This window comes from Vibrio porteresiae DSM 19223, assembly GCF_024347055.1.
Classification (GTDB): domain Bacteria; phylum Pseudomonadota; class Gammaproteobacteria; order Enterobacterales; family Vibrionaceae; genus Vibrio; species Vibrio porteresiae.
Genome location: NZ_AP024896.1, coordinates 1,773,330 through 1,786,701 on the forward strand (window position 1 = coordinate 1,773,330; position 13,372 = coordinate 1,786,701).

The window sequence follows — 13,372 nt, forward strand, 5'->3', positions numbered from 1 at the left end:
GAGCTTGCTATCAGCAAACCACTGGAGAGAAACAATCGATTAGGACGTTGCCGTTGCTGGAGTAGACACTTGTTGATAACGAAACGTTGCCGAGAAAATAATCCCTGTGATCACCGCAACGAGTAAATAGAACACTCCTAAGGAATATTGGCTCTTCACCCAATGTTCGACTAAATAGCCGCCGAAAAGACCCGCTAAACACATCTGTACCGAGCCAGATAAAGCGGCAACGGCTCCCGCTTGTTTTTTATGTGGCGAAAGCAACATAGTTGTCGCCATTGGAAAAGAGATACCTTGGGCAAACGAGAGAACCGTAAAAGCAGTAATAAGGCCAACCACAGAGAAAGGCGCTAATAACAACACGATTGCGGCAACAAAAACCAGACCAATCGACATTAGGAAAATCGGCTTGATGCCGTAGTAACGGTGCAAGACATTGACAGCGATACTGCCCGTTAATAAACCGATCGAAGGGACGATCATTAAGGTGCCATAATCGGCAACTGTCATTCCTAATTGAATTTGCATCATAAATGGCAAAACCGAGAGGGTAACCATCGCTGATAGATAACTGATCCAGTTGTAACTAGCACTGCTGATCACCTGCACATTGGTCAGTAGACTCAGGTAATTTTTAACTACGGTCCCAACTGCAAAGCGATGTTTCGCATAAGGCAGTGTTTCCGGAAGAATGAAGAAGCCCAAAACAAAAATGGCACTGATATAGAACAACACAAAAACGAACACCGCATGCCAGCTCAGCTGATAGGCCAGCCATCCACCTAAAACTGGCGACACAATTGGCATAATCGAAGCGGTCACTGACATATAAGAGAGCGCTTTGGTTAAATACTGTCCATCATAGCAATCGCGCAAAACACTACGGCCTAATACCGAAGCACTCCCGGCACCAATACCTTGTAATAAGCGACCCAATTCCAACGTGGAAAATTGATCCGCTAACAGCACACAAATAACCGTTCCGAGCAGATAAATACCTTGCCCTAAGAGAAATACAGGGCGTCGCCCAATCGCATCCGACAAAGCACCATAGAAGAGCTGGGAGCCACCAAAACCGAGCAAAAAGAGCGTCACTAGCATTTGCACACGCGCTTGATCCACCAGCAAATCTTGGCTGATGAGCGGCAGTGACGGTAAGTAGATACTGACTCCGACTTGACCAGTTGCAATAATCATCATGGCAAGTAAAAGCGGTGTTTTATGGAAACGATCAGTACTCAATAAATTCATGTGCATTCTTAACAGGAAAGAGAGAGATACCAAACCAAGGAAATGGCACGGCATAGGTTTATCAACAGGCGTGGCGTATAGTATATTGGAGCGTGAATTTTGATAATCACTGATTTTGGAAATGAATTAATTCCTTAAGGGAATCATTAGGAGAGAAGATGGATTGGCTACAAAGTGCCCATACTTACATTCGTGTTGTTGAAGAGGGCAGCTTTAATGGCGCAGCTCGGAAACTCAATACCACCAGCTCTGCAGTGAGTAAACGTATTCATTGGCTTGAAGAGCGTATTGGTGTGCAGTTACTGAAAAGAACAACGCGCTCGGTCACTCAAACTGAAGCAGGAGTTCTATTTTATGAGCGAGCGAAAGCACAAATGGAAAGCTGGCAATCTGTTCTCGATGAAACCCGTTCGGTCAATCTTAATCCCGCTGGCTTACTCAAAATTGGCGCAACTCTGGCCGTAGGTTCTAAGTTTTTGATGCAGTATCTCGATGGTTTTCTAAAACGCTACCCAGACATTCGTATTCAGTTGATTACAACCACGCCAGGACAACTTCCTGAGCTGCATCTTGATCTGTTTATCAGTCGCGAAATCGAACAACTTAACTCCCTGAGTTTTAAATCGTCTCCGCTGTTTGTCCATAAAGCGGGCTTTTATGCCTCACCTCTTTATCTTGCCGAGCACGGCACACCAGAGACATTAGAAGAGCTAACGCAGCACAATGTGCTGTGTTGGGGTGAACGACCACATACTGAAGTGAAAACAAGCCGAGGTAAACGGATCATTCTCAGTGGTAATTTTGCGACCACCAACCCTGAAGCACTCTATTACGCAGGTAAAAGTGGTTTAGGGATCTTTGTAACCAATGATGTGATGCTCAAAGATGAAATTCGCCAAGGCAACTTAGTGCGCATTCTGCCAGATGTCACTTTAGATCAAGCCACTGTGTACGCTTACTACCCTAAACTGGATTATCAACATACACGCACACAGCTGTTTCTTGATTACCTAAGAGAGCAGCTGTCACACGACAATCCAAGTAACAAATAACCCTTACAATCAATATGGGATCAATGTCACATGTGAGCAAATTGATCCCTATTTCTCTGCTTACCGATCAATATGAAAATCATTGCCTTATCCCGTGGCACCTACTCTAACCCCATCTAGCAGGTGGAAAATCACCACACCTTGTTTCATAGTAAATGGGTACATATAAAAGGCATCTTCATCATTCAACATGACATCATCAATAACTCACTATGAGCAAATTGATACAGAATGCTCTCCTTATCCGTCGATGATCGGATGATTTCACAGCGAAATCGAATAATAAGGACGTCGGATAAGGTAGACAAAAACGGATATGACAACAGCACCAAACCATTTCCCCACCATTAGCATCCAAACCTTGAGTCATCTCACCGGATGCAGTGGTAAAGAGATACTAGAGCAAGCCACTCTCACGCTACATAAGGCATGCCACAGCCTTTATAGTGAGTTGGTCGAGTTTGATCGAATCGGTGTCATGGGACACTCTCTAGCACTTGCGCAAGATCATACACTCGCGTCCTCTCTCTATGCCTATCCACTGTTAGGTTCACCGCTGGAAATAGCTTTGTCCTCACCTCACAGCGAATACATGTGGGTCTCGGATACGGAGTTAACCATCTCGTCAGACAAAACGGTGGTGAACTATCTCGTGATGCCACTGCGCTCAGCGTCAAAGGAAATCATCGGCGCACTTATCTCCGTCTTCGCCAAGCACATTAAGCTTGATGATGAACGTTTAGCTTTTCACCGCGTCATATCATGTTTGCTGTCGCATCGACTTGAACATCAACGTCTCATGGACCGCTCTGATTCATTAATGCACCAACTCAGTTACGAAGTCTCTCACGACAACTTAACGGGGCTGATGAACCGCAACTACATGGAAGACAAGCTAGAACGACTGATCGAATCCAAGATTGCCACGTTTACTTTGGTGATTCTCGATATCGATCATTTTCAAGAGATCAATGATCTACACGGGCACTATGTTGGGGATAAAGTTCTAAGGTGTATTGCTCAAGAGATCAGCCATATTGTGCCTGATGAACACGAGCGTTTTCGCTTATCTGGAGACGAATTCGCCTTTATTCTGACAGACGAAGATCCATCGATGATCTGTTATGAACTGCACGACAAACTTGAGCGCGGCTTTCATATTGGTTCGCACCGAATATCTCTCAGTGCTCGCATGGGGCTAGCAACTTATTCACACGAGGTTCATGGTGCAGAGCAACTCGTCGCCAACGCAGGCATCGCACTCAACGACAGTAAAATTCATCGTGTAGAAGTGATTCGCTGTTTCGATACTCATCTAAGCCAGCAGTACATGCGTAGAACTCAACTTATTGAGTTACTTAAAGAAGAGCTGAATAAACCGCTGAGCCAAACCAAAGATCTGTATGTCGTTGTCCAGCCTATCGTTAGGCGAGATCAAACCGACTGGAATTATTTCGAAGTGTTGGCTCGATGGCATCATCCTTTACTCGGTGAGGTTAGCCCACTTGAATTTATCGAAGCTGCCGAACAATCAGGATTGATCATTTCACTTGGTGAAAAAATCATAGAACTTGCTTGTTTAGCCAAACGAGAATTGGAAAATTCCTTGGGTTATTCCGTTAAGCTCGGCATTAACTGCTCTGCGGAACAACTCTCTCATGCGCCTAATTATATTGAGTTTTTAACCACAACATTAGCCCGCTATCAATATAGTCCAAGCGCCTTTACTATTGAGCTGACTGAATCCGTTTTGCTCTCGCCCACCACCGATATCATTTACCGCTTAGACACGCTGCGCCGCCTTGGCTTTACCATCGCCCTTGACGATTTTGGTACTGGCTATTCCAGTCTCAACTACATCCACAGCTATCCTATCGACTGCATCAAAATCGACGCAACCTTTGTACGCAATATGCTGACGAATCAAACCTCAGAGCATGTTATCTCGCTGATTATTCAATTAGCTAAACAGTTGTCGGTGGACTTAATTGCTGAAGGTGTTGAAACTAAGCAAGCTCTGGATAAGCTCTACCAAATGGGGTGTGATCAAATCCAAGGCTTCTATTTTTCACGGCCGATGAAACCACAGGATATGCCTAACAAGGTTCCAATCATGGCGACTTTTATTCAAAAGTAGAAAGTCACAAAGAAAAAACCCACCTTGCGGTGGGTTTACTTAGCCTGCGTTGGCTTGATCTTTATCGTTAGCAGCGAGTAACTCTTCTTGATTGCTCAACATCTTATCCAACTCATCACGACGTTTGATAAACTGCTTCATATCACCTTTAGGCACAGAGCTTGCCATTGGGATTTTCGCCGTCATCGCATTCACTGGATGACCACGGACAATTAACTCGTAATGTAGGTGCGGACCAGTGACACGCCCAGTAGAGCCAGAGAGCGCAATCTTTTCACCACGTTTAACGTGTTGTCCTTTATGCACCAAGATTTTACTCAAGTGCAAGTAACGCGTGGTGTAGGTATTATCATGTTTGATCACCACGTAATTACCCGCATAAGGGTGTTTACGGGTCAAAATCACTACGCCATCACCAGTAGAAAGCACTGGAGTACCCACTGGAGTTGCAAAATCAGTTCCGTTGTGAGGCATCAAACGCCCTGTCACAGGGTGAATTCGGCGCGGATTAAATGGCGATGAAATACGAAAACGCTGGGTCGTTGGATAACGACGAAACGCTTTTTGTAAACTTTCACCACGTCCATCATAATACTGTCCATCTTTATTGAGGTAGGCAGTAATAACGCCTTGATGGCTAAAGATTTTAATCGCTTCAATTTCACGATCGCCAGTCAACTCTTCGCCAATAAATTGACGTGACTGCACCACTTCAAAACGGTCGCCCGCACGTAAATCACGCGTGAAATTGAGTTTGTCTTTTAACAAAGTCACGATCTGATCAATTTCAGCACTGTTTAAACCGAGTTCGTAAGCAGACTGAGAGAAAGTTCCTTGAATTTCTCCCAACAGCGGGCGTTCTTTCCACGTACCAGGGATTTTGATATCGTCGAAATCATAACCACCATCGCTGTTTAAGCTATACACTGCCTTGTGTGCAATACCAAACACCAACTCCATCTTCTGCAAAGATTTACCGTCATCGGTACGCCAGAAACGCAAAACGTTGCCCGGCTGCAAGGTATCCAATGCAAGATAGTTTAAGTCAGTCTCCATGATTTTCATCAGCTCTTGGTAGCTAAAACCAAGGTGCGTGAAAATGGTACTCAAGTTATCACCCGCTTTAATCTCATATTCAAAAGCTGGGATATCTTGTTTTACTTCATTTGTTGTATTGCTAAGAATCGATTCAACGATCTGATTTTCAGGAATGGTTATCTGAACGCTTTTCTGCAATCCATTATCATTAAGAGCGGAAGATATAATTGCCAATCCGAGCAATGGAAAGCCGATGACTGATGCCTTCTTTCGCGCAGAAAGCTCAGCAAATCGGAGCATTAGAGATTTTGTTTGCACTATCCGACCCGTGTATTCAATATAAAACTGCGACAAGAGTACGGGTTTCTCAGAAAAATGTCACCTAGCTGGTGTCACCAAATGCCTAAAAAAGGCACAATTAGTGCCTTTTTTGTCAGTATCAATGTGAACAAATAAGCATAAACATCATGCTTATCTATCTACTCACCCGTACCAATAAAACAGACTCATTAGTTACGTCATTCAAAACATTAATGAAGCGACCACATGCACACTATTCGTGCGTAGAAACTAAACAATTGTCTTGGCCAAAACCATTGGGAATATAGCTGTCCGCTTTAGGATCGTTAAGCCATTGAATCTCATCGATTAAATAACGAAACTGAAACTCTGCATCTTTAGGAAGGCGAGTCTTAAATTTGAAGGTTTGTGATTTGCCAGCTTTCTTCATCGGCTCTGGCTGCCAATCAAGAAAATCTGCAACGATATCGACGTGAGAGGTGGTCTCTGGTGCATCTACTTCGAAAGTAACTTCAACTTCATCTTTAGTTTTAAAAAAGCGCTTGTTGATCATGACAAACTCCGTTTCTGTATAGAAAATATCCAACCAACTTAATCATAAGTAATTTACCCAATATGCACAATATTGAAGTGCTTACTGGTGAATTTCTCTGTGAATAGACGCTATTTTTTCTCAACCTTGAAGCATGAACTTTGCGCTAAGTCGCACACTGCCACACTTTGTCGAGGAATATTTTCTTCGGGCACGTTGATTTTGTGCTGTACTCAAAGCTAGTGAGCACTAACCTCTTAGCCACTATTTTGATTAACATCAACAGATCTTACCTGAGGGCCATATCCCACTTTACAGGGGGTCCAATGAGCGTAGAATCCGCGTTTTCTTTCCTTCTTTATGAATAAGGTAATCAACTATGCTTGCCATTTATGAATCACACCGTGCCGGGCTACTAAAACGCTCTAATTGGCTGATAAACCTCAGCTCAGGTGTGATTGTTGGTGTGGTTGCCCTCCCTCTGGCGATGGCGTTCGCTATCGCCTCTGGTGTGAAACCCGAACAGGGCATTTATACCTCCATTTTTGCCGGTATCATCGTCTCCCTATTTGGCGGCTCTCGCATCCAAATCGCAGGGCCTACGGGTGCTTTCATCGTCATCCTTGCTGGAATTGTGGGTCAGTACGGCATAACAGGATTACAAATTGCCACCATGATGGCTGGAGTCATCCTGCTACTATTGGGTATCACTAAGTTAGGTACCATCATTCGTTTTATCCCAGATCCTGTCATCATCGGTTTTACCAGCGGTATCGGGGTGATCATTTGGGTTGGTCAATGGCGCGACTTCTTTGGCTTACCAGCAATTGCTGGTGAACATTTCCACCAGAAATTATTGGCACTGATCCAGGTATTCCCGCAACTTCATCTCACTACCACTCTGCTGGCGGCACTGTCGCTATTTTTGGTGTTGATGGGGCCGAAAGTGCCTGGGTTGAAAAAAGTACCTGGTCCACTACTCGCATTAGTGGTGGTAACGTCGCTGCAATACGTGATGCACTTTGATGGTGTTAGAACCATTGGTTCTGCATTTGGTGGGATTCCAGAAGGCTTGCCTCAATTTAGTGTTCCACAAGTCTCTTTCTCCGATGTTATTCAGCTTATTGGACCAGCCTTTGCTATTGCGATGCTTGGGGCGATTGAATCACTGCTTTCAGCCGTAGTGGCTGACGGTATGGCAGGAACCAAACACGACTCCAACCAAGAACTGATTGGCCAAGGGATCGCGAACATGGTCACACCACTGTTTGGTGGTATTGCCGCAACAGGTGCCATTGCGCGTACAGCAACCAACATTCGTAACGGTGGCAATAGCCCGATTTCAGGCGTCGTACACTCACTGACCTTAGTGGTGATTCTGTTAGTGCTTGCGCCTCTTGCCGTCAATATCCCGCTTGCCACACTGAGCGCAATCTTGTTTGTTGTGGCATGGAACATGAGTGAAGCGCGCCATTTCGTTAAACTGATTCGTCGCGCTCCACGCGCTGACGTCGTGATTTTGCTCACTACCTTCTTATTAACCGTGTTTGCTGACTTAGTCGTCGCAGTGAATATCGGTGTGGTGATAGCGATTCTGCAATTTGTGCGTCGCATGGCGACCAGTGTAGAAGTGAAAGTGGATGCTTCTGAAGAGATGTCTCACGTGCTTGCGAAAAATGGCCATACTCAACTGCCGCGTGAAGTAGCCGTTTATGCTCTCGAAGGGCCCTTCTTCTTTGGCGCAGCGGAAACATTCGAACGTGTGATGAACTCGATTCAAGAAACACCTAAGGTTTTGATCATTCGCTTGAAATGGGTTCCTTTTATGGACATTACCGGTCTGCAATCTCTGGAAGACATTATCCATAGCTTCCATAAAAAAGGCGTTGTGGTGTGCATTTCAGGAGCCAATAACCGCGTTGACCATAAACTGCATCGCGCCGGGATTGTCGAACTGATTGGCGAAGAGCACTATTTTGCCCAATTTGAGTCGGCATTGCGTTATGCCTGCGATAATAATCAAGCCCAGTGATTGTTAGTGAAGCGTTAATAAATACGCTTTAATTCCTTTCCTCTGAGTTCGGTTTGGTGCGCTAAACCGAACTCATCTTTTTGAAATCCCTCAACACTTTTTAACTTATAGTTATGCGCAATCAAGTAATCGATTGCATAAAAACGCGTTCTGTTAGCAAAGTGTAATAAAACACATCTTCTTTACTTTTATCATTTTAAAGACAATTAGTTTGAATAGTTAAGGTTGTATGGTGAATAGTATTGCATCCTAATATAAAAGTGGCTATCCTTGCGCTCCGATTAAATACGGACATTAAGTGAATGAATATTCCATGGAGGGAAAATACAATAGTCACATGAGATAAACGATGCAAGATAACGCCCAAGCTCTAACGAATACGGAGCAAAATCATACCTCAGCTACCGTATGGCGCTTTTTAATCCCTTCTATTATTGGGATTCTTTTGTTTATGGCACCAATTCACTACCAAGGTTCTTACACCATTCCGGTAGCCGTATTGGCCAAATCTCTTCAAACACTACTTGGTAGTGCTCTCGTACCAATGATCACCATCATTGTGGCTTTTATGGCCGGCGCTTCCCTATTAGTAAAACTTTTCCAACCTAAAGCTGTGCTTGAAAAACCGTTTTTAAATGGTTTATTCAACCCGTCGTGGATCTGGCTTGTCGTTCGCCTGTTTGGTGGTGTTGCCGTAGTCATGACACATTACAGTGTTGGCCCAAATATGATTTGGGAAGAAAACACCGGCGGATTGGTATTGGGTGATCTGCTCCCTACGCTATTTTCTGTGTTTGTTTTCGCGGGTCTGTTGCTTCCGCTACTGCTTAACTTTGGCTTATTGGAACTGTTTGGCAGCTTGCTCAGCAAAATTATGCGTCCAGTATTCAATCTACCAGGCCGCAGTGCTATCGACTGTATGGCATCTTGGCTTGGCGACGGTAGCGTTGGCATTCTGTTAACCAGCAAACAGTATGAAGACCGTTTTTACACTCAGCGCGAAGCGGCTGTCGTGGCGACAACGTTCTCTGCAGTTTCAATTACCTTTAGCCTTGTGGTGATTGCCCAAGTCGGCCTTGAGCAGATGTTTCTACCCTTTTATGGTGCCATCTGTTTAGCAGGTGTTGTAGCAGCGATCATCATTCCGCGTTTACCTCCACTACGTTGGAAGAAAGACGTGTATATCGATGGCTCGAAACCACATCCTGATGCGGATGCTATTCCTGCAGGCGAAACTGCGTTTTCTTGGGGTCTTAAACTTGCGTTGAACAAAGCATCGCAAACCAAATCCATGAGCGCGATTTTTGCTGAAGGCATTCGCAACGTGATTGATATGGTGTTTGGTGTACTGCCAGTGGTAATGGGCCTAGGGACTGCAGCATTAATGATTGCAGAACATACCTCGGTATTTTCTATCCTTGGTCAGCCTTTCATTCCTTATTTGAAATTGCTAGGCGTTCCAGAAGCGGTTGAAGCGTCTCGTACTATCGTTGTAGGCTTTGCCGATATGTTTATCCCTGCAATTCTTGCAACGTCAATTCACAGCGAAATGACCCGCTTTATCGTTGCCGCCATGTCGGTAACTCAGTTGATTTACATGTCTGAAGTCGGTGCATTAATGCTCGGTAGTAAGATTCCAGTTAACATCTTTGAACTGTTCTTTATCTTTATCGTGCGTACCTTAATCACCTTGCCGATTATCGTATTGATTGCCAACTTATTGTTCTAACGAACGTGAGTTGACGTAAACAAAAGCCCTCAAGTTTCCTTGAGGGCTTTTTTGTTTTCACAACTGCCAATGTCGCCTGCCGTGCTAAGCCACTTCCTCTGATTCCACCGCATCCAGTTCTTGATGTTTAATCGTCGCTTCAAACGCTTTCAAACGTTTACGAATCGACTGCAACTCAACGATGGTAGTCCATGAGTTCACCAGATATTGGAAAGAGTCTTCTACTTTACCGAAAGCGTTCAAAATCCGTTGCATAATGCCCAGAGTAAACACACCACCCACGATTGAAGGTGCAAGGATGATGAGCGGGATAAAGTTACCAAACTGCAAATACCCGTAACGCACTATGTTGAAGTACACGTAGTGCAAATAGAGGCGGAAGTAGTTCTGGCGTACGTGATTAAACAGTTCGTTTAAGGTAGCTGGTTGCGCCCGGTTTTCGTTATCTTCACCAAACACCAACTCTTTACGATACGCGGCTTCAACCTTCTGATTTTTAAACTCTAACCCCGGCAATTTAATCCCAGCAACGGCAAGCAATAACGTGCCAAAGATAGACCAAATAATCGCGACAAACACCAAACCTTGCGATACTGCACCAATGATAGGCAGTTCTTTAACGTAACTTGATAACGTCCACAAAATTGGCAAGAAGGCGATCAGTGTCATGATCGAGTTAAGAAAACTCACACCTAAGCTTTCCATAATGGAAGCAAAGCGCATGGTATCTTCTTGAATACGCTGTGAAGCCCCTTCGATATGACGTACATGTTGCCATTTCGAGGTGTAGTACTCGGTCATGGCGATACGCCAACGGAACACATAGTGACTCACAAAGAACGCATTGCACACCGCAACAGTAATCGCAATCATCAAGATAGTGCCAACGGTCATCAGTTCACTGTAGAACTTAGCTAGGGTAATGGTGTTCGGCTTGGCCAATGCCTCTTGAATCAAGTTGTAGAAATCGCCATACCATTCGTTAAGAATGACGCTGACTTCCACTTGGAACCAAGTAATAAACACAATTAACGCAGAACCCAATACCGACCATTTAGCCCACTTGTTGTCACTGATTTTCATCCAAACAACTAAAAACAAGGCATAGCAGACGGCCATGTATTGATATAACCATACATCCAACGCTTTCTGTTGTTGCTCACCAAAGGCAGCTTGCATCTCTGGTGTGGCACCACTTTTTAACGCTTGCGGAAAATCGAACCCAAACCAACCACCCAAGCTCAACTTAGGTCCAAAACCTTGGATCACACCATACCAAGCAACAACACAGATGAGAGCCCATAATATAAAAGAAAGGAAGAACCACTTAGGTTTTGGGAAAAAAGATTCAAACACGTTATCAATCTCTTAATGGTTAAATAACAGAACTTCAGAAAGAGTCCATTCCTGAACGCATCCACTCAACACCATCGGTTGTTAGGCCATAAATGACCTTAAGTGACATGAGATGTTGCTACGTTTGCACAGCCTACCATGGCATAGAGGCGTATTAATAATATATAGACCAAATCCACGGTACAAAATTCCCTAACGCCTTTATTTATCTAAAAATCCTTTAGGGAAACAAAAAAGCCCCTCACATCGGAGGGGCAAATTTACCATCGCATTATAGTTATAATTCGTTCTATTAACCGAAATCACCGTTCACATAACCACGAGTACGTTCATCTTTCGGATCATTGAATATTTGTGCGGTCTCACCGTGCTCAACCAACTCACCCATAAGGAAAAAGGCGGTACGGTCGGAAATACGTCGTGCCTGTTGCATCGAGTGTGTCACGATGACGATGGTGTAGTTTTTCTTCAACTCTTCCATCAAATCTTCGATTTTGTTGGTCGCAATCGGGTCAAGTGCTGAGGTCGGTTCGTCCATCAAAATAACATCAGGTTCCATCGCGATAGTGCGCGCGATACACAAACGTTGCTGTTGACCACCAGACAAGCCAAAGGCATGTGATTTAAGGCGATCTTTGACTTCATCCCACAGCGCAGCACCACGAAGTGAGCGCTCAACCACTTCATCAATGTGTTTTTTATCTTTGATGCCTTGAGCACGTAAACCATAGGCTACGTTTTCATAAATGCTCATAGGAAATGGGTTTGGCTTTTGGAATACCATGCCGACTTTAATACGAAGGTCAGCGACATCGACATCACCATAGATGTCTTCACCGTCCATCGTCACTTTACCTGTGATACGAACGCCTTCAATGAGATCGTTCATACGGTTTAGACAGCGCAGCAGCGTCGATTTGCCACAACCTGATGGACCAATCAACGCGGTGACTTGTTGAGTAGGAATCGCCAGCTCAATCGATTTAAGAGCCTGATTCTCACCATAAAATAGATTCAATTTTTCGATGCTAAATTTGTTCATTGTTTTTATCTCTAAATTCGGTCTAGTACGCAGCGCGATTAGTAAGTTGCTGAATTAAAACGACTGGCGATGAATTTGGTGATCATATTAATCAAAAGGACCACCACAATCAGCACTGTTGCCGTACCATAAGCTTGGTTCCACTCTTCCACGGTAAACAATTCAGTGGTCAGTTTATATAAATGAACCGTGAGTGTACGACCTGAATCCATTAAAGAATCTGGAATACGTGCCACCATACCTGCGGTCAAAAAGACCGGAGCCGATTCGCCAATAACGCGACCGATACTCAAAATAACAGAAGTCAGAATCCCTGGCATCGCACTTGGCAGAATCAAGCGCCAAATTGTATAGATTTTTGAAGCACCTAAACCGTATGAACCTTCACGATAGGTTTGCGGAACGGACATCAGCGCTTCTTCTGTAGTACGAATAATGACCGGAAGAATCAAAATACTCAGAGTCAACGCCCCCGACAAAATCGAGAAGCCAAACCCTAAGATAACCACAAAGAAGGTCATACCAAACAGACCAAAAATGATCGAAGGAATACCGGCAAGGGACTCAGTACAAAAACGAATCACCTTAACCAATTTACTGCCGACTTTTGCATATTCAGTCAGATAAATCGCTGTCATGATCCCCAGAGGAGCCGCCACCGCAATCGACGCGATCACCATGTAGATGGTTGAAATGATCATCGGGAAAATACCGTGTTCATCACCAGTACGGGTATAGTTATCGCTAATAAAGTGCCAATCTACAAAGCGCAGACCATTGGATAGAATGTACCAAATAATCCAGAACAGAAAACCGACCGTCAGGGCCGCTGACAACCAAATAAGGCCATTGAGTACGGCATCTTTATTCTTACGAGCTTGTTTTAGTTTTGCGCGATCCATA

General features: G+C 44.3%; 10 protein-coding genes. 4 read left to right on the plus strand and 6 right to left on the minus strand.

The window, feature by feature from the left end; translation table 11 throughout:
* Window positions 1–39: 39 nt before the first annotated feature.
* Entirely contained in the window at window positions 40–1,251 is a 1,212-nt protein-coding gene (locus OCV11_RS24585; RefSeq protein WP_261897077.1) for a multidrug effflux MFS transporter, read from the minus strand.
* A 158-nt stretch (window positions 1,252–1,409) separates the two neighbouring features.
* Between OCV11_RS24585 and OCV11_RS24590 the strand changes: the two genes are divergently transcribed.
* On the plus strand, window positions 1,410–2,303 hold the full coding sequence (locus OCV11_RS24590; RefSeq protein ID WP_261897078.1) for a LysR family transcriptional regulator: 894 nt from the start codon (window positions 1,410–1,412) through the stop codon (window positions 2,301–2,303).
* Between the two features lie 316 nt (window positions 2,304–2,619).
* On the plus strand, window positions 2,620–4,440 hold the full coding sequence (locus tag OCV11_RS24595; protein ID WP_261897079.1) for a putative bifunctional diguanylate cyclase/phosphodiesterase: 1,821 nt from the start codon (window positions 2,620–2,622) through the stop codon (window positions 4,438–4,440).
* Between the two features lie 39 nt (window positions 4,441–4,479).
* Here OCV11_RS24595 and OCV11_RS24600 read toward each other — a convergent pair whose 3' ends face one another.
* A complete protein-coding gene (locus OCV11_RS24600; protein ID WP_261897995.1) occupies window positions 4,480–5,778 on the minus strand; it encodes a peptidoglycan DD-metalloendopeptidase family protein in 1,299 nt (432 codons plus the stop codon).
* A 253-nt stretch (window positions 5,779–6,031) separates the two neighbouring features.
* On the minus strand, window positions 6,032–6,331 hold the full coding sequence (locus tag OCV11_RS24605; RefSeq protein ID WP_261897080.1) for an isoamylase early set domain-containing protein: 300 nt from the start codon (window positions 6,329–6,331) through the stop codon (window positions 6,032–6,034).
* A gap of 358 nt (window positions 6,332–6,689) precedes the next feature.
* On the opposite strand from OCV11_RS24605, the gene OCV11_RS24610 reads away from it, so the two are divergent.
* Window positions 6,690–8,342, plus strand: coding sequence for a SulP family inorganic anion transporter (locus OCV11_RS24610; protein WP_261897081.1), 1,653 nt, complete (start codon window positions 6,690–6,692; stop codon window positions 8,340–8,342).
* Window positions 8,343–8,691: 349 nt separating this feature from the next.
* Window positions 8,692–10,071: a YjiH family protein gene (locus OCV11_RS24615; protein WP_261897082.1), complete on the plus strand. Its 1,380-nt coding sequence runs from the start codon at window positions 8,692–8,694 to the stop codon at window positions 10,069–10,071.
* Between the two features lie 84 nt (window positions 10,072–10,155).
* On the opposite strand, the gene sbmA is transcribed toward OCV11_RS24615, so the two are convergent.
* The 3 genes from sbmA to pstA form a co-directional block, all read right to left on the minus strand.
* Window positions 10,156–11,427 (minus strand): peptide antibiotic transporter SbmA, encoded by a 1,272-nt coding sequence (sbmA, locus tag OCV11_RS24620; RefSeq protein ID WP_261897083.1) that lies wholly within the window; start codon window positions 11,425–11,427, stop codon window positions 10,156–10,158.
* Between the two features lie 292 nt (window positions 11,428–11,719).
* Entirely contained in the window at window positions 11,720–12,469 is a 750-nt protein-coding gene (gene pstB / locus OCV11_RS24625; RefSeq protein ID WP_261897084.1) for a phosphate ABC transporter ATP-binding protein PstB, read from the minus strand.
* Between the two features lie 38 nt (window positions 12,470–12,507).
* Complete coding sequence (pstA, locus tag OCV11_RS24630; protein WP_261897996.1) at window positions 12,508–13,371, minus strand: phosphate ABC transporter permease PstA; 864 nt, start codon at window positions 13,369–13,371, stop codon at window positions 12,508–12,510.
* Window position 13,372 lies beyond the last annotated feature (1 nt).

Coding starts and splice junctions, on each gene's coding strand:
- OCV11_RS24585 (WP_261897077.1), bottom strand. CDS start 1,251: ATGAATTTATTGAGTACTGATCGTTTCCATAAAACACCGCTTTTACTT.
- OCV11_RS24590 (WP_261897078.1), top strand. CDS start 1,410: ATGGATTGGCTACAAAGTGCCCATACTTACATTCGTGTTGTTGAAGAG.
- OCV11_RS24595 (WP_261897079.1), top strand. CDS start 2,620: ATGACAACAGCACCAAACCATTTCCCCACCATTAGCATCCAAACCTTG.
- OCV11_RS24600 (WP_261897995.1), bottom strand. CDS start 5,778: ATGCTCCGATTTGCTGAGCTTTCTGCGCGAAAGAAGGCATCAGTCATC.
- OCV11_RS24605 (WP_261897080.1), bottom strand. CDS start 6,331: ATGATCAACAAGCGCTTTTTTAAAACTAAAGATGAAGTTGAAGTTACT.
- OCV11_RS24610 (WP_261897081.1), top strand. CDS start 6,690: ATGCTTGCCATTTATGAATCACACCGTGCCGGGCTACTAAAACGCTCT.
- OCV11_RS24615 (WP_261897082.1), top strand. CDS start 8,692: ATGCAAGATAACGCCCAAGCTCTAACGAATACGGAGCAAAATCATACC.
- pstB (WP_261897084.1), bottom strand. CDS start 12,469: ATGAACAAATTTAGCATCGAAAAATTGAATCTATTTTATGGTGAGAAT.
- pstA (WP_261897996.1), bottom strand. CDS start 13,371: ATGGATCGCGCAAAACTAAAACAAGCTCGTAAGAATAAAGATGCCGTA.